At 65.4% G+C, this 16,161-nt stretch carries 19 protein-coding genes; 12 read left to right on the top strand and 7 right to left on the bottom strand.

Annotation, left to right across the window (positions count from 1 at the left end):
- Positions 1 to 133: 133 nt before the first annotated feature.
- The 4 genes from ASG07_RS09675 to ASG07_RS09660 all read left to right on the top strand — a co-directional run bounded on the left by ASG07_RS09675 (position 134) and on the right by ASG07_RS09660 (position 5,272).
- A complete protein-coding gene (locus tag ASG07_RS09675) occupies positions 134 to 1,678 on the top strand; it encodes a Do family serine endopeptidase (protein WP_055845200.1) in 1,545 nt (514 codons plus the stop codon).
- Between the two features lie 105 nt (positions 1,679 to 1,783).
- Positions 1,784 to 3,436 (top strand): helicase HerA-like domain-containing protein, encoded by a 1,653-nt coding sequence (locus ASG07_RS09670; protein ID WP_055845197.1) that lies wholly within the window; start codon positions 1,784 to 1,786, stop codon positions 3,434 to 3,436.
- Positions 3,437 to 3,446: 10 nt separating this feature from the next.
- Positions 3,447 to 4,667: a M20 metallopeptidase family protein gene (locus ASG07_RS09665; RefSeq protein ID WP_055845194.1), complete on the top strand. Its 1,221-nt coding sequence runs from the start codon at positions 3,447 to 3,449 to the stop codon at positions 4,665 to 4,667.
- On the top strand, positions 4,664 to 5,272 hold the full coding sequence (locus tag ASG07_RS09660) for a peptidylprolyl isomerase (protein WP_201780996.1): 609 nt from the start codon (positions 4,664 to 4,666) through the stop codon (positions 5,270 to 5,272). The genes ASG07_RS09665 and ASG07_RS09660 overlap by 4 nt, the downstream gene beginning before the upstream one ends.
- Here the strand turns inward: ASG07_RS09660 and ASG07_RS09655 are convergent.
- Positions 5,262 to 6,230 carry an isopenicillin N synthase family dioxygenase gene (locus ASG07_RS09655; RefSeq protein ID WP_055845191.1) on the bottom strand — a complete coding sequence of 323 codons (969 nt, stop codon included), beginning with the start codon at positions 6,228 to 6,230 and terminating at the stop codon, positions 5,262 to 5,264. The two genes, ASG07_RS09660 and ASG07_RS09655, sit on opposite strands and share 11 nt — an antisense overlap.
- Before the next feature lie 96 nt (positions 6,231 to 6,326).
- On the opposite strand from ASG07_RS09655, the gene ASG07_RS09650 reads away from it, so the two are divergent.
- From ASG07_RS09650 to ASG07_RS09635, 4 genes are all read left to right on the top strand, one after another.
- Complete coding sequence (locus ASG07_RS09650) at positions 6,327 to 7,568, top strand: multidrug effflux MFS transporter (protein WP_055845188.1); 1,242 nt, start codon at positions 6,327 to 6,329, stop codon at positions 7,566 to 7,568.
- Between the two features lie 64 nt (positions 7,569 to 7,632).
- Positions 7,633 to 7,977, top strand: coding sequence for a hypothetical protein (locus tag ASG07_RS09645; RefSeq protein ID WP_055845186.1), 345 nt, complete (start codon positions 7,633 to 7,635; stop codon positions 7,975 to 7,977).
- Between the two features lie 40 nt (positions 7,978 to 8,017).
- The gene (locus ASG07_RS09640; protein WP_055845183.1) at positions 8,018 to 8,716 is read left to right on the top strand and encodes an MliC family protein; all 699 of its coding nucleotides are present in this window, start codon (positions 8,018 to 8,020) and stop codon (positions 8,714 to 8,716) included.
- A gap of 248 nt (positions 8,717 to 8,964) precedes the next feature.
- Positions 8,965 to 9,567 carry a hypothetical protein gene (locus ASG07_RS09635; RefSeq protein ID WP_055845181.1) on the top strand — a complete coding sequence of 201 codons (603 nt, stop codon included), beginning with the start codon at positions 8,965 to 8,967 and terminating at the stop codon, positions 9,565 to 9,567.
- A gap of 66 nt (positions 9,568 to 9,633) precedes the next feature.
- On the opposite strand, the gene ASG07_RS09630 is transcribed toward ASG07_RS09635, so the two are convergent.
- Positions 9,634 to 9,828 (bottom strand): hypothetical protein, encoded by a 195-nt coding sequence (locus ASG07_RS09630; RefSeq protein WP_055845178.1) that lies wholly within the window; start codon positions 9,826 to 9,828, stop codon positions 9,634 to 9,636.
- A 129-nt stretch (positions 9,829 to 9,957) separates the two neighbouring features.
- Here ASG07_RS09630 and ASG07_RS09625 point away from each other — a divergent pair, with 129 nt between their 5' ends.
- The 3 genes from ASG07_RS09625 to ASG07_RS09615 are packed head-to-tail and all read left to right on the top strand — an operon-like array spanning position 9,958 to position 10,716.
- The gene (locus ASG07_RS09625) at positions 9,958 to 10,296 is read left to right on the top strand and encodes an HNH endonuclease (protein WP_236694632.1); all 339 of its coding nucleotides are present in this window, start codon (positions 9,958 to 9,960) and stop codon (positions 10,294 to 10,296) included.
- A 50-nt stretch (positions 10,297 to 10,346) separates the two neighbouring features.
- Entirely contained in the window at positions 10,347 to 10,514 is a 168-nt protein-coding gene (locus tag ASG07_RS09620) for a hypothetical protein (RefSeq protein ID WP_156361817.1), read from the top strand.
- Positions 10,504 to 10,716: a type II toxin-antitoxin system RelE/ParE family toxin gene (locus ASG07_RS09615; RefSeq protein WP_082474704.1), complete on the top strand. Its 213-nt coding sequence runs from the start codon at positions 10,504 to 10,506 to the stop codon at positions 10,714 to 10,716. Before ASG07_RS09620 ends, ASG07_RS09615 begins: the two co-directional genes overlap by 11 nt.
- Positions 10,717 to 10,982: 266 nt before the next feature.
- Here ASG07_RS09615 and ASG07_RS17655 read toward each other — a convergent pair whose 3' ends face one another.
- From ASG07_RS17655 to ASG07_RS09600, 3 genes are read right to left on the bottom strand one after another with little or no spacing between them, the layout of a single operon-like run.
- Entirely contained in the window at positions 10,983 to 12,050 is a 1,068-nt protein-coding gene (locus tag ASG07_RS17655) for a hypothetical protein (RefSeq protein ID WP_201780995.1), read from the bottom strand.
- A gap of 3 nt (positions 12,051 to 12,053) precedes the next feature.
- Positions 12,054 to 13,112, bottom strand: coding sequence for a ribonucleotide-diphosphate reductase subunit beta (locus ASG07_RS09605; protein WP_055845171.1), 1,059 nt, complete (start codon positions 13,110 to 13,112; stop codon positions 12,054 to 12,056).
- Between the two features lie 45 nt (positions 13,113 to 13,157).
- Positions 13,158 to 13,358, bottom strand: a complete 201-nt coding sequence (locus ASG07_RS09600) for a hypothetical protein (RefSeq protein WP_055845168.1) — start codon at positions 13,356 to 13,358, stop codon at positions 13,158 to 13,160.
- Positions 13,359 to 13,414: 56 nt separating this feature from the next.
- Between ASG07_RS09600 and ASG07_RS09595 the strand changes: the two genes are divergently transcribed.
- The gene (locus ASG07_RS09595; protein WP_055845165.1) at positions 13,415 to 13,666 is read left to right on the top strand and encodes a DUF2171 domain-containing protein; all 252 of its coding nucleotides are present in this window, start codon (positions 13,415 to 13,417) and stop codon (positions 13,664 to 13,666) included.
- A 77-nt stretch (positions 13,667 to 13,743) separates the two neighbouring features.
- Here ASG07_RS09595 and ASG07_RS09590 read toward each other — a convergent pair whose 3' ends face one another.
- Positions 13,744 to 14,028, bottom strand: a complete 285-nt coding sequence (locus ASG07_RS09590) for an endonuclease domain-containing protein (RefSeq protein ID WP_236694631.1) — start codon at positions 14,026 to 14,028, stop codon at positions 13,744 to 13,746.
- A 184-nt stretch (positions 14,029 to 14,212) separates the two neighbouring features.
- Positions 14,213 to 16,120: a ribonucleoside-diphosphate reductase subunit alpha gene (locus ASG07_RS09585; RefSeq protein ID WP_055845162.1), complete on the bottom strand. Its 1,908-nt coding sequence runs from the start codon at positions 16,118 to 16,120 to the stop codon at positions 14,213 to 14,215.
- Positions 16,121 to 16,161: the final 41 nt, after the last annotated feature.

Here is a 16,161-nt window from a genome sequence, read left to right as displayed (position 1 = left end):
GCTCAGGGTCCGGGGCGGATGTAAAAGGGCTCAAACTGAACGGGTGCTGCTGGACCCGTTCATATTCAACGATCGTTCAGCCGCTGTCCCGCAAACGATGTCGGTACGATCGAGACGAGAGGACAATATCCTAGTGCGATACGCCTACGCCATTACCGGTGCCCTGCTGCTCGGCGGCGCGACCGCCACGCTCGCGCTGAACCCGAGCGGCGCTCAGGTCGCACAGAACGAGCCGGGCACGATCCAGGCCGCCGTGCCGAAGGCGGGCGCGCCGCTCAGCTTCGCCGACATGGTCGCCAAGTTGCAGCCGGCGGTCGTCAACATCTCCACCAAGCAGACGATCAACCAGCCCGCGCAGGCGAATCCGTTCTCCGGCACGCCGTTCGAGGGTCTGTTCGGCGGGCAGGGTGGCGGTGCGCCGTCGCGGCCGCGCGAGGGTGCGTCGCTCGGATCGGGATTCCTGATCTCGCCGGACGGCTATGTCGTGACCAATGCGCACGTCATCGCACCGGGCGCGCGCGGCGCGACGGTCAACTCGATCACGGTGACGCTGTCCGACAACAAGGAATATGTCGCCAAGGTGATCGGTCAGGATCGCGATTCCGATCTCGCCCTGCTGAAGATCGAGGCGCGCAACCTGCCGTTCGTCCGCTGGGGCGATTCGGCGAAGGCGCGGGTCGGCGACTGGGTCGTGGCCATCGGCGAGCCGTTCGGGCTCGGCGGGACGGTGACGGCGGGTATCGTCTCGGCGATCAACCGCGTGACGGGTCAGGGCGGTGCGTATGATCGCTTCATCCAGACCGACGCGTCGATCAATCAGGGCAATTCCGGCGGACCGATGTTCGACCTGAACGGCAATGTGATCGGCGTGAACAGCCAGATCTTCAGCCAGTCGGGCGGCAATATCGGCATCGGCTTCGCGATCCCGGCGGCGACCGCCAAGCCGATCATCGAGACGTTCATGAAGGGCGGTACGATCAGCCGCGGCTATCTGGGCGTGACGCTGGGTGGCGCGGTGAACGACGACGTAGCGGCGGCGCTCGGCATCGCAAAGAATCAGGGCGAGCTGATCGCGGGCGTCGAACCGACCGGCCCGGCGGCCAAGGGCGGCTTGCGGCCCGGCGACGTGGTGGTGAAGGTCAACGATCAGGCGGTCACGCCGGATCAGACGCTGTCCTATCTCGTGTCGAACGTGAAGCCGGGCAGCACCGCGCGGCTGGACGTGCTGCGCGACGGCAAGCCCGTCGCACTGTCGGTCACGGCCGCGCCGCGTCCTTCGGCCGAGCAGTTGACCGCGACCCTGAACGGCGGCGAGGATTCCGGTGGCTTCGGCACGGACGGGGATGACGATGCGCAGGACGACGGCGCGACCAGCCCCGCCGGTGCGACGCTGGGGCTGAACGTGCAGCCGCTGACGCCCGGTATCGCGCGCGCGGTCGGCGTGCCGACGACGGTGCAGGGCGTGGTGATCGCGTCGGTCGCCTCCACCAGCGACGCCAGCGGCAAGTTGCAGCGCGGCGACGTGATCCAGTCGGTCAACGGCGCTCCGGTGCGGACCGCGGCGGACATGGCGCGCGCCGTGGCCGCGGCAAAGGCGGCGGGCCGTCCGCAGGTGCTGGTGCTGGCGATGCGCGGTCGCAATCCGGCGCGGTTCATCCCGATCAAGATCAAGGGCTGACCCTCGATCGAGCAATGACGAAGGGCCGTCGCTCCCGATCGGGAGCGGCGGCCCTTTCCTTATGGCGCGGGAGCGCGCTACCCTGATGCGGGCAGGAGACGGCACATGGCGGACGGCATCTTCATCGGGCTCGGTCAGATTACCGGACAGGGTGTCGGGGTTGGCGGGGGTACGCCGCAGGCGATCGACCTGCGGCGTGCCAATCGCCACGGCCTGATCGCGGGCGCGACGGGCACCGGCAAGACGGTGACGTTGCAGGGCATCGTCGAGGGGTTCTCCGCGGTCGGCGTGCCGACATTCGTGGCGGACGTGAAGGGCGACCTGTCGGGACTGGCGATGGCCGGTTCGCCCACCGCCAAAACGCACGCCAGCTTCGCGGCGCGGGCGGCGGAGATCGGCGACACCGGCTGGCGATATCGCGACAATCCGGTGCAGTTCTGGGACCTGTTCGGCGAGCAGGGCCATCCGGTGCGGACCACCGTCAGCGAGATGGGGCCGCTGTTGCTCGCGCGGCTGATGGACCTGAACGCCGTGCAGGAGGGGGTGCTGACGATCGCCTTCCACGTCGCGGACAAGGAGGGGCTGCTGCTGCTCGATCTGGACGATCTTCAGGCGATGCTGGCGCATTGCGCGGAGCGGGCGGCGGAACTGACCACGACCTACGGCAACGTATCGAAGCAGTCGGTCGGAACGATCCAGCGCGCGCTGTTGCAGTTGCGATCGCAGGGCGCGGAGCATTTCTTCGGAGAGCCGGCGCTGGAACTCGGCGACATGATCCGGCTGGACGACACCGGGCGCGGCGTCGTCAACATCCTGGCGGCGGACAAGCTGATGGCGAGTCCGAAGCTGTATTCGACGTTCCTCCTGTGGTTGCTGAGCGAGTTGTTCGAGCAACTGCCGGAGATCGGCGATCCCGACAAACCGGTGATGGCGTTCTTCTTCGACGAGGCGCATCTGCTGTTCGACGAAGCGCCCGATGCGTTGCTGGAGAAGATCGAGCAGGTCGTGCGGCTGATCCGGTCGAAGGGGGTCGGCGTGTATTTCATCACGCAGAACCCGCTGGACATTCCGGACAAGGTGGCGGGGCAGCTTGGCAACCGGGTGCAGCATGCGCTGCGGGCGTTCACCCCGCGCGATCAGGCGGCGGTGCGGGCGGCGGCGGAGACGTTCCGCGCCAATCCGGGCGTCGATGTCGCGACGGCGATTACCGAGTTGAAGGTTGGTGAGGCGCTGGTGTCGCTGTTGCAGGCCGACGGATCGCCGTCTCCGGTGGAGCGGACGCTCATCAAGCCGCCCGCCAGCCGCGTCGGGCCGGTGACGCCGGCGGAGCGCAAGATGCTGATCGAGACCGATCTGGTCGGTGACAAATACGACCAGCTGATCGATCGCGAGTCGGCGGAGGAGTTGCTGTCGGCCAAGACGCAGGAGGCGGCCGCCTCGGCTGCGGCGGCGCGGTCCGCCGATGCGGAGGAGAAGGCGGCGGCCTTGCGCGCGAAGGACGATGCGAGGGCCGCCAAGGAGGCCGGGCGCGCGCGGATCGCCGAACAGCGCGAGGCGGCGCGCGCGTCGGCGGACAGTCCGTGGTCGAAGATGGCGACCAGTGCGACGCGCGCGGCGAGTTCGTCGATCGGGCGCCAGGTGGCGAACGAGATCGGCAAACAGGTATTCGGTACGACCAGACGGCGATCGTCGGCATCGTCGGGCGGGATCGTCGGCGGCTTGCTGCGCGGCGTGCTGGGCGGTCTGTTCCGCGGATGAGGAAAGCGTGATGAGTCTGGACGATATGGCGACCGACTGGAGCGGCGCGGCGGAGAGCGTGTTCGAGGAGGTCGTGGCGCTGAGGCGGGCGATCCACGCCGATCCGGAGATCGGGCTTCACTGTCCGCGCACCAGCGCGCGGATCAGGGCGGCGCTGGCGGGATTGCCGCTGGAGTATCGCGAGGGGACCTCGACCACGGGATTCGTGGCGATCCTGCGCGGCGGCGGCGGCAATGGCCGCACCGTCCTACTGCGCGGCGACATGGACGCGCTGCCGATGCAGGAGGAGACGGGCCTCGACTTCGCGAGTGGCGTGCCGGGCGCGATGCACGCGTGCGGGCATGATTCGCATACCGCGATGCTGGTCGGCGCGGCCAAGGCGCTGTGCGCGCGGCGCGACGACCTGCCGGGAACCGTGGTCTTCATGTTCCAGCCCGGCGAGGAGGGATATCACGGCGCGCGCTTCATGATCGAGGACGGGCTGCTGGCGGACCCCGCGCCGGATGCGGCGTTCGCGCTGCATATCTCGCCCAACCACGCATCGGGCGTGGTGACGACGCGGACGGGCACGGTGATGGCGTCGGCGGACACGCTGCACGCGCGGATCACCGGCCGGGGCGGCCACGCGGCGATGCCGCACGGGGGCCTCGATCCGATCCCGGTGGCGTGCGAGATCGTGACGGCGTTGCAGGTCTATATCGGGCGACAGGTGGCGGTCAGCGATCCGGCGGTGCTGTCGATCACGAAGATCACGGCAGGGACGGCGCACAACGTGATCCCGGGCGAAGCGAACCTGCTGGGGACGCTGCGGACGTTGTCGGAGGCGACGCGGGCGCAGTGTCAGGCGGCGTTCATGCGGATCGTCGAGAATATCGCGGCGGCGCACGGCGCGGTCGGGGAGGCGTGGATCGAAACCGGCTATCCGGTGACGGTCAACGATCCGCGTGGCGCGGCGCTGATGCGGGAATGCGCGGTCGGGCAGCTTGGCGAGGACGGGTTCGAGCCGATGGTCCACCCGATCATGGGCGCGGAGGATTTCTCCTATGTATTGCAGGCGTACCCGGGGGCGTTCGCGTTCATCGGCGCAGCCCCGGTCGGCAGCGACCCGGCGACCAACCCGCCGCTGCACAATACGCGCATGACGATCGACGAGGCGGCGATGGCCAAGGGTGTCGCGCTGCATTGTGCGGTGGCGACGCGGTTCCTGGAGCGGGGGTTCGAGGCGGCATGATCGTCGACCGGCGGCGGCTGGTGGCGGGGGCGGCGCTGGTCGTTGCGGTGCCGGCGCTGGCGAGGACGCGGTTGCCGCGCGTGCTGCTGACGACCGGAATGGGGCGGATCGTGATCGAACTCGATACCGTGCGGGCGCCGGTCACGGCGGGCAATTTCCTGCGCTATGTCGACAGGGGTCTGTTCGCGGACGGACATTTCTATCGCGTCGTCCGGCCGAACAACGATCATAATCCCGCGACGATCTCCGTCGTGCAGGGCGGGCTGTCGCCGCGCGAGGACCTGATGCCGCCGATCGCCCACGAGACGACGGCGATAACCGGCATCCGCAACACCGATGGCGTATTGTCGATGGCGCGGGATGCGCCGGGCAGCGCGACGTCCGAATTCTCGATCAGCGTCGGCGACAACCCGGCGCTCGATTTCGGCGGCGCGCGCAATCCCGACGGTCAGGGCTTCGCGGCGTTCGGGCGCGTGGTGTCCGGCATGACGCTGGTCCGGCGGATCGACCGGCTGCCGGCGGACGGACCATCGGACAGCCCCTATACCGAAGGCCAGATGCTGGCGCGGCCGATCGCCTTCGCGATCCGCCGGATCAGGGCTTGATGAGGCCGATCTCCACCAGCCGCTGACAGAGATAGTCGTGCGCCGTGATCGGCTCCGGATAGCGGTTCGCGTTGTCCGGCGTGATCGTCGCGGGCAGCGTCTCGATCAGGAAATCGGGCGCAGGGTGCAGGAAGAACGGCATCGAATAGCGCGAATGGCCGCGACGCTCGGGCGGCGGATTGACGACGCGGTGCGTGGTCGAAGGCAGGACGTGGTTGGTCAGCCGTTGCAGCATGTCCCCGACGTTGACGACCATCGCCCCCTCCGGCGGCTTGATCGACAGCCAGCGCCCGCCCTCATCTCCCTGGCTGCGGTCGAGCAGTTCCAGTCCGGCCTCTTCCGCACCCAGCAGCAGGGTGATGAGGTTGATGTCCTCATGCGCGCCGGCACGGACGCCCTCCGCATCGGCGGGGATCGGCGGATAGTGGAGCAGGCGCAGCACCGAATTGCCGTCCTTCACCGCCGGGTCGAACCAGTCCGGCGCGAGCTTCAGATAGCGGGCGATCGCCGACAGCAGCCGGTCGCCGGCGGCGTCGAAGGCGGCGAACAATTCGACGAAGGTGTCGCGGAACCCCTCCGGCCGGGTCGGCCAGATGTTGGGCGACATCGTGTCGGCGAAGCGGTGACCGGCGGGAAGCTCGCGGCCGACGTGCCAGAATTCCTTCAGGTCAACATGCTTCGCATCCTTCGCGATCTCCGTCCTGAACGGGGTGTAGCCGCGCGCGCCGCCGCCGCCGGGAACATGATATTCGCGCTTCTCCGCGTCGGGCAGTGCGAACAGCGCCTCCGTCTCCGCCCATGCGCGGGCGATCAGGTCCTGCGGAATGCCGTGATCCGCGACGATCGCGAAGCCGAACCGCTGGAACGAGGAACCGAACGCCTGCGCGAAGCCCTCCGGATCGGACGCCTGATCGGCGAGGCTGAGCGTAGGAACCTGGGCGGCGGGGGTGTCGAGCATGCGGGTTATCCTCTTTCTCGCCTCTCATAACCGTCTGCACGAACGCGCGAAAGGCGGGTTCCGGCGCGGCGCGCGACTGGGTATGGACGACGCATCATGTCAGACCAGACCCACCCCGCGCCGGAGCTTCCGACGGAACCGCTCGGTGCGCCGATCGGCTTTGCCGAATTCGTCGCGCTGGTCGCGGCGCTGATGGCGCTGGGCGCGCTCGGCACCGATGCGATGCTGCCGGCGCTGCCCGCGATCGGCGAGGCGCTGGGCGTGGCGAGCGCCAACGACCGGCAGTTCGTGGTGTCCGCGTTTCTGGGCGGGTTCGGCGTGGCGCATCTGGTGCATGGGCCACTGGCGGACCGGTACGGGCGGCGGCGCGTGCTGCTGTTCGCGCTGGCGGGCTATGTCGTCGCCAATGCCGCGGCGGCGGTGGCGGGGAGCTTCACGCTGTTGCTGGTGGCGCGCGTCGCGGGCGGCGCATGCGTCGCGGCGACGCGGGTGGCGACGATCGCGCTGGTGCGGGACTGTTACCACGGCCGGGCGATGGCGCGGGTCATGTCGATCGCGTTCATGGTGTTCATGATCGTGCCCGTGCTCGCGCCGTCGATGGGGCAGCTGGTGCTGTTGTTCGGTGATTGGCGGACGATCTTCTGGGTGATCGCCGGGGCGGGGGCGGTGATGTTCGCGTGGCTGGGGCTGCGGATGCCGGAGACGTTGCGGCCGGAGGCGGCGCTGCCGATCAATCCGGCGCGGATCGTCGGCGGCTGGCGCATCGCGCTGACCGACCGTCAGTCGATCGGCTATACGCTGGCGGCGACGATGCTGCTCGGTGCGCTGTACGGCTATCTCAACACGATCCAGCAGATCATGTTCGACGTGTTCCGCCATCCGCAGTTGCTGGCCGCGGTGTTCGCGGGGACGGCGGCGACGATGGCGGCGGCGAACCTGCTCAACGCGCGGATCGTGATGCGGCTGGGCACGCGACGGATCGCGCAGAGCGCGCTGGTGGTCCTGATCGCGACGGGGGTGATCCACCTGACGCTGGCGGAGGCGGGGATGGATTCGCTGATCGCGTTTTCCGTGCTTCAGGCGGTAACGATGGCGAGCTTCGCGCTGGCGTCCTCGAACTTCTCCGCGATGGCGATGGAGAATATGGGCGCGATCGCCGGCACCGCGTCCAGCGTGCAGGGCTTCATCAGCATCACCGCCGGTGTGCTGATCGGCGCGGTGATCGGGCAGGCGTTCGATGGATCGGTGGTGCCGATGGTCGCGGGTTTCCTGATCGCCGGCGTGATCGCGCTCACGCTGGTCGCCGTCATCGAACGGGGACGATTGTTCCGGGCGTGAACGACGGAACCGCCATGCCAAGCCCGCCGTTCGACCTTGCACAGATCAAGAAGAGGACGACGACATGGGCGGTCAGCAGATTCCCGGCCACGGCACCGGCGACGATGGTTGGGACGAGGAAGGCTATGACGAGAGCCAGCGCGCCGAAATTCTGGAGGCGACGCGCAACGGCCCGACCGACGGCATCGTCCTGACCGATCTCGACCCCGATCTGGGCGACGAGGACGCGGAAGGCGAGGCGATCGACGATCTCGACATGACGGACGACGAAGTCGGCGAAACCGATTCGACCGTGACGATGGATGAGGACGACATCGACGAGGACGACGTTCAGGAGGAACTGGACGACGGCAGCATCGACGATGACGAAGACCTCGACGACGCCGACGACGTCGCCCTGAAACCCTGACGGGGTGCTTTGCGCCCGGATCGGCATCGCGCTCACATTGGTGAGCCTCATCGGAACGGGCTGCACGAACGAGGTCGAGGCTTCGGCCAAGACCGGAAACGCAATCGACCTTGCGGCGGCGGCCAATGAGGCCGCCGCCGATATCGGGAATTACGCCGCCGTTGCCGCGGTGCCGGCGGATGAGCAGGCCGCGGGTGATGTCGTGCGTGGCATGTTCGCCGCTCTGGTCGATCGACGGTGGCGCGATGCGCGACTGGACTGGCGCGATCCGGCGAACATGGGTCGCGTCGAACGCGAGCGGGACGGATATGAGAGGTTCATCGCCGAGGTCGGGCGCGCCGTTGCGGACCGGAGTGTCGATGCCATGACGGTGCCGCTGGAGATCGTCGCCACCGCCGCCGGCGGTCGCCAGATGCTCTACACCGGAGAGGCGACGTTGCAGCGGGGCCGGAGTGGCGACCGGGCGTGGAAGATCGAGCGCATCGATCTGTCCCCGGCGATACCGGTCCGTGTCGACGCCGTTTACCGCTGTGCGGATGGCCGGTCCCTGACGGTTGTGTTCGACAATCGTCGGCAGACGGCATTGGCCGACATGGGCCGAACGACGTGGCGGCTGGAGCAGCAGCGCGTCGCGTCCGGCATCGGCTATTCGGGGCAGGGCGCGGAGCTTCGCGGCCAGGGACGGGACGCCGACTGGCGGGTTCCCGGGCAACCACCGCTGCGGTGCAGCGTCACCTGATCGTTCGCTGCCGCGCGCACAGCTTGTGGCCAGAACAAGGCGAACATGACGGAAAGCCTTGGTTGAGACATGTTTCATTCACTTGGGTGACAGGAACCGTGTCGTTCCTGCAACACCGGGCGGAAAGTACATGGGATCGGAACATTGCGCTGCAACAAACCTGTCACTGAAGGCTTCTGCATTGCCTGGATGGGGACTGGTTCGACCAAGACCCCGACCGGATAGTTGAACCAACAAGGTCATTTTCGATGCGTAAGCTCTCCTTCGCCGCCGCCCTCCTGGCCGTCACCGCCGCCATCCCCGCTTTCGCGCAGGACGATATCCCCGCCGATGCCGCCCGCGCACCGGACGGTACGCGCGCCTTCGGCATCGATCCCTACGTCGCCGTGCTCGGCGGCTGGGAAGGCTTCGACCGCAACCCGGGCCACGGCATCCCCGCGACGGCGATCAATGGCGGCAACAAGCTGGACGGCGGCCTGGTGCAGGGCGTGGTCGGCGTGAACGTGCCGCTCGGACCGGTGTTCGTCGGCGTCGAGGGTAACGCCGCCAAGGGCTTCTCGGGCGACATCGACTGGCAGTACGGCGCCGCCGGCCGCTTCGGCTTCCGCGCCGGCGAGAGCGGCCTGTTCTACGGCAAGGTCGGCTACCAGTGGGTGAACTTCGCCCGCTTCGGCAAGGACAGCCCCGATTTCCACGCCGTGACGTACGGCGTCGGCGCCGAAGTCGGCCCGAAGGACATCGGCCTGTCGGGCATCACCGGCAATGCCGGCGTGCGGTTCCGCTTCGAGGTTTCGACCTTCGGTTCGGCGGACAGCTTCCGCCCGATGGCCGGCGCGGTGCTGCACTTCTAGTCGCAGCGCTTCGGCGAGGAAGGGGCGGGGCGCGACGATGGTCGCGCCCCGCCTTTTTCGTGTCTGCTACAAACCGGCGGCGTTGGTGACGGCGATCAGGTCGGCAGCGTCGACCGCTTCGCCCGTGGCGTCGACCAGCGCGGCATTGGCCGCTGCGTTCTCCCGCGGCGCAGACCCGGCGACGTCGTACGCCGTCCAGACGATCCCGCCCGCCCACAGGAGTGCGGACCAGCGGCTGCGGAACAGGCGGGACATCGGCATGGAAATGTCCTGCCCTGTCGGGGGTTAAGAAACCGGCACGGGATCGGCGGGATGGTGGCGGGTCGTGCTGGTGAGGGCGCTATGGCAGCGGCCCTTTCGCATGGCCCGGCGGCCACCCACATCCCGGTCATGACCGGCAGGGTGAAGCGCAAGGCGGGCCTCGCAGCGGCAGCGGCCCGCGCCGCCGTCGAAGCGACACCCCCGCCGGTTTGCGCGCTGTGCCAACGGCCGCTGGGCGCACGGGTGGAGTGGCATCATCTGGTGCCCAAAAGCGAAGGCGGCCGCGTCACCGCCCCGGTCCACCCGATCTGCCACCGCACGATCCACGCGACGCTGCCGAACGGGGAGTTGGCGCGGGCCTATGCCGACCCGGCGGTCCTGCGCGAACACCCCGCGATCGCGCGCTTCCTGCGCTGGGTGGCGGACAAGCCGGCGGACTTTTCGGTGCCGGTGAGACGGGGGCGGTGAGGGTGGGGTTGGCTCTTGCCCCACGCGTCGATCTGCTTATGTTCAACAGCGTGGCTACACGTGCTGACCATGAGACGCCCGATGACGGCAAGACGATGGAGCCGGGCTACGCCGCGTGGAAGCGGGCCAAGGTCAAGCGCGGGCTGGAGCAGAGCCGCGATCGGTCGGCGATGATCCCGGTGGAGCAGGTGCTGCGAAACCTCTCGCTTGAGGGTTAGTTTTACGCCGCAGGCGCAGGACGACCTTCAGGCGATCCGCGACTGGATCGCGGAAGATAATCGCGTTGCTGCGGATCGGGTGGTCAGCCGGATCGTCCAGATGGCAATGATGTTCGGGCAGTTCCCGTTTTTTGGTCGAGCCGGGCAGGTGGACGGGACGCGGGAGTTTTCCGTCGTCGGCTTGCCGTATTTGATCGTCTAAGCCGTCGCATCGGAAAGCGAGATCGACGTACTGACGGTGCTGCATACCCGGCGGCCTTATCCGCCGTTGGCTTATTAATGGCATGGCGGTGCCGGCGCGAGTCAAGGCGCTGCGCGCAGATCCCGCCGCGCTGCTGGTGATGCGCGCCGACCCGGAGGCGCGCTACGACCGCTTCGACTAGGTGCTGGCCGAAGTGAAGAGCGCGGGGATCACGCGGTTGAGCTTTGCGGGGAATGAGGCGGTGGTAGAGTGAGGGCCATCATCGTTTACTTGCCGCGCAGGATATCAATATAAGATCGGCCAGCGTTTCTATTTTCCCAAGTCGCCTTTACGTGTTCCGCTATTTTTGGAATATCTTGACCTACGGTAGATGGCCACAAGTTTGCGTCGTACTCTTGAACTCGTAACAAATTGTCGACATCGAAGATACGGCCAGTATCGTCTGACTTTATGATTGCAACTGGCTTATTTTCAGCCATGCGTAACCCAAGTTCGAATAGAACATTGGGGTTGTGGTCGGTCAAGTCGGCTAGCACTATATCAGCGTCTGCTATTTCATTGATGATCGTTGAGTGAATCAGGTCACTTCCTGTTCTCATGGCTGTCTGCGCGACAAAACCCGCCTCCTTCACAGCCGGTTTAATGATGCTTTCGTAGACCTTGTTAAAATATCCACGAGAGCGAACGTCGTTTCGCTCAGCAAGCGGCATGATGACGAAGCACTTGAGTTCACTGCCGGATACCGGCGAGCTACGAATAATCGGCAGACTGTGGTCAATTTTTCCGCGTGAGTCTGGAGCGCTTGCTATCCAGTTCTTTCCTATCCTCGCATATTCGCAATTCTTCTGGAATACGTCAATGAACTCTTCCTGAAGTTCCAGCGGAATAGCAAATTTATGGAGTAAAGTGTTGGAAAGGTACTCTTTTTCAGGAAGTTCGTTTCCGCCGTAGTGATCTAATACCTTGGCAAAGAGATCTATCGACAAAAAAGCACTACGCTTAGCCGCTAACTCGCGTTCTGGGCTATCTGCGTAAACAATGTCACGACCGAGAGGCGTGAGAGCTATTTGGCTAGATGCACGACTTCCCTCGGTTATCCCGTATTGAATACTCGACGCGGTATAAATATCAAGATTGCTTGATTTTGCACCTAAGCCTAGTGCCTTGGCCACCTCCGATGGTGGCCAAGGGTTGCCGCCGTTCTTTTCCTTTATAATACTCGCTAACTTTACGCAGGTTTCTAAAGGGGTGCGTGGGTAACTTCTTTTAGGCGGGATGCGCCTGATCTTCTTTTTTTTGTCACTGTCAACTTCAGTGTCCATCGTTTCAGTCATAACTCACTCCGCCGCCACGCCAGCCCGCGAGAACATGTCGCCGGTTTCCAGGCCCAGATCCTGCTCGGTCGGGCGGATGATCTTCGCCTTCTGGCGCTTGTCGAACGAGTCCCAGACGTCGTTCCACTGGCCCTTGGTCGCGGCCTTCGAATATTCGGTGGCGCGCTGTTCGAAGAAATTGGCGTGCTCGACGCCGTTGAGCATCGGCGCGAGCCAGGGCAGGGGATGCTCGTCGATCATGTAGATCGGCTTCAGGCCGAGCTGGCCCATGCGCCAGTCGGCGATGAAGCGGATGTACTTCTTGATCTCCTTGGGCGTCATGCCGTTGACCGGACCCATTTCGAACGCGAGGTCGATGAAATTGTCCTCGAGCCGGATCGTGGTCTGGCACACGTCGGCGATGTCGTCCTTCACCGCCTTGGTCAGGCACTGGCGCTCCTGACAGAAGGTGTGGAACATCTTGATGATGCCCTCGCAATGCAGGGACTCGTCGCGGATCGACCAAGTGACGATCTGGCCCATGCCCTTCATCTTGTTGAAGCGCGGGAAGTTCATCAGCATCGCGAAGCTGGCGAAGAGCTGCACGCCCTCCGTGAAGCCGCCGAACATGGCGAGCGTGCGGGCGATGTCCTGATCGTTGTCGACGCCGAAGTTCTGCATGTAATCATGCTTTTCCTTCATCTCGGCATATTCGAGGAAGGCGCCATATTCGCTCTCGGGCATGCCGATCGTGTCGAGCAGGTGGCTGTAGGCGGCGATGTGCACCGTCTCCATGTTGCTGAACGCGGTCAGCATCATCTTGATCTCGGTCGGCTTGAACACGCGGCCGTATTTCTCGTGGTAGCAATCCTGCACCTCGACGTCGGCTTGCGTGAAGAAGCGGAAGATCTGCGTCAGCAGATTGCGCTCGTGATCGGTCAGCTTCTGCGCCCAGTCACGGCAATCCTCGCCCAAGGGTACTTCCTCGGGGAGCCAGTGGAGCTGCTGCTGACGCTTCCAGAACTCGAACGCCCAAGGGTATTCGAACGGCTTGTACTGCTTGGAGGCGTGAAGGAGGGACATGGGATTACTCCGGTGCGAATAGTGGAAAGGGGGAAGGGGCGGAATTCATATGGCCATGCTCCACCGCCACATCGCGGTGGCGGACATGGCGAGGACGATGCCGGCGGAGGCGGCCATGATGCCGATCATGCGATAGGCATAGACCTGACGCTCCGACAGGTTGCCGCGCAGGCGCAGCAGCAGGACGATGCCGCCGATGCCCAGCACCGCGGCGACGACGTACATCACGACGACATTATAGCTCATGCGACCAACTCCCCATCCATGCGTTCGGATGCCGAACCCATTAGAGGAGAAGACGCATGGTCGATGTAAGCCAGATCAAGGAACATGCCGAGGTGATCGGTGCGGACGGCGTGCATGTCGGCACCGTCGATCATGTCGATGGCGACCGCATCAAGCTGACCAAGACCGACTCGCCCTCCACCGAGGACGGGCAGGGGCAGAAGCATCATTATCTGCCGATCGGCCTGATCGCCGAGATCGAGGGCGACACGGTGCGCCTGAGCGCGACCGGGCAGAATGCGGTCGATCTGTTCGAAGAGGCCGGGTGAGGTCGTACCTCCTCTCCCCTTGTGGGAGAGGAAGGGGCCCGCTGCCATTGGCAGTGGGAAGGTGAGGGGGCCGTCCGTCACGGGCGGCCCTTTTGCGTAAGAGCTTCGGCCGCAATCATCGTCACCACGCCGTGGATGTTGTCCATCACGTCAGAATTGGTGAAGCGGATCACGCGATAACCTTCGTTTTCGAGAAAGCGGGTGCGGATGGCATCCGTGGTGACCCGCATGGCATGATCGTCGCCGTCCACTTCGACGATCAGCTTTGCGGCATGCGAGCAGAAGTCGGCGTGATAGGTCCCGAACGGCACCTGACGGCGGAACTTCAGTGACGGTGCCGATAACCTGAGCGCCGCCCACAATCGCCGTTCTGGCTCGCCAGCGTCGCGCCTAGGAGTACGGGACCGGTTTACGACGCCGGGAGGAAGGAGCTGGCGCTTGGTCAGCCCATCCGCATTCCCCCTCACCCTCCCACGCCGCTCCGCGACGCGGGCCCCTCCCTCTCCCACAAGGGGAGAGGGGGCTAGAGGGCGATCGCCATCCACCTCACTGACACGCCAGACACTCGTCGTAATCCGTGCTTTCCAGCTCGAACTTCGGCTTGGCGATGGTGTTGTCCGCCTCGACGCCGCCCGCGAAGCCAGCGCGCTGGACCGATTTCGAGCGAAGGTAATAGAGCGACTTGATACCCAGCTCCCACGCGCGGAAGTGGAGCATCAGCAGGTCCCATTTCTCGACATCGGCGGGGATGAACAGGTTCAGCGACTGCGCCTGGTCGATATAGGGCGTGCGGTCGCCGGCGAGTTCGAGCAGCCAGCGCTGGTCGATCTCGAAGCTGGTCTTGTAGCAGTCCTTTTCCTCCTGCGAGAGGAAGTCGAGATGCTGCACCGAGCCACCGTTTTCGAGCATCGAGTTCCACACCGCCTCGGTGTTCTTCGACTTCTCGTTCAGCAGCTTTTCCAGATACGGGTTCTTGACCGAGAAGCTGCCCGACAGCGTCTTGTGGGTGTAGATGTTGGCCGGGATCGGTTCGATGCAGGCGCTGGTGCCGCCGCAGATGATGCTGATCGACGCGGTCGGCGCGATCGCCATCTTGCAGCTGAACCGCTCCATCACGCCGACATCGGCGGCATCGGGGCAGGGGCCACGCTCGACCGCGAGCTGCATCGACGCCTCGTTCACCTGCGCGTTGATCTGCTTGAAGATGCGCAGGTTCCACGACTTGGCCATAGCCCCCTCGAACGCGATGCCGCGCGCCTGAAGGAAGGAGTGGAAGCCCATGACGCCGAGCCCGACCGACCGCTCGCGACCGGCGCTGTAGGCGGCGCGTTCCATGCCGGGCTCGTGACGGTCGATATAATCCTGCAGGACGTTGTCGAGGAAGCGCATGACGTCCTCCACGAACATCTTGTCGTCCTTCCACTGATCCCATGTCTCGAGGTTCAGCGACGACAGGCAGCAGACCGCCGTGCGATCGTTACCGAGATGATCCTTGCCGGTGGGCAGCGTGATCTCGGAACACAGGTTGGAGGTCGAGACCTTCAGCCCGAGCTGGCGATGATGCGCGGGCATCGTCGAATTCACGTGATCGGCGAACACGATATACGGCTCACCGGTCGCGAGACGGGTCTCGACCAGCTTCTGGAACAGGGCGCGGGCATCGACCTTGCCGCGCTCCGACTGGTCCTTCGGCGACCGCAGGATCCACTCGGCGCCGTCGCGAACGGCTTCCATGAAGGCGTCCGGGATCAGGACGCCGTGGTGCAGGTTCAGCGCCTTGCGATTGAAGTCGCCCGACGGCTTGCGGATTTCAAGGAACTCCTCGATCTCCGGGTGCGAGATATCGAGATAGCAGGCGGCCGAACCGCGACGCAGCGAGCCCTGCGAAATCGCGAGGGTCAGCGAATCCATCACGCGGACAAACGGGATGATGCCGCTGGTCTTGCCGTTCAGGCCGACCGGCTCGCCGATGCCGCGGACATTGCCCCAATAGGTGCCGATGCCACCGCCGCGCGACGCCAGCCAGACATTCTCGTTCCAGGTGTCGACGATGCCGTTCAGGCTGTCGGGCACGGAATTGAGGTAGCAGCTGATCGGCAGGCCACGACCGGTGCCGCCGTTCGACAGCACCGGCGTCGCGGGCATGAACCAGAGGCGCGAGATATAGTCGTAGATGCGCTGCGCATGCGCGACATCGTCGGCATAGGCGGATGCGACGCGGACGAAGAGGTCCTGGTACGATTCGCCCGGCAGCAGATAGCGGTCGTTCAACGTCTCCTTGCCGAAATCGGTCAGGAGCGCGTCGCGGCTGTGGTCAACCTCCAGCGCATAGGGTTGCGGCGCGACGGACTTGCTGTCGAGCGCGACGGGGGCGGGCCTGGGCGCTGCGACCCCGGCAGCGGCGGGCGCTTCGATGGTGTCGGTCGCCGCGCCCCGGTCATTGCTGAAATCCATCGTCACGCCACTCCTGTTCGTTTCCGGTTCGTTCGAATCGG

Origin of the sequence: Sphingomonas sp. Leaf343, from assembly GCF_001423765.1 — a bacterium.
GTDB lineage: Bacteria > Pseudomonadota > Alphaproteobacteria > Sphingomonadales > Sphingomonadaceae > Sphingomonas.
This window is presented reverse-complemented; position numbering and strand designations above follow the sequence as displayed.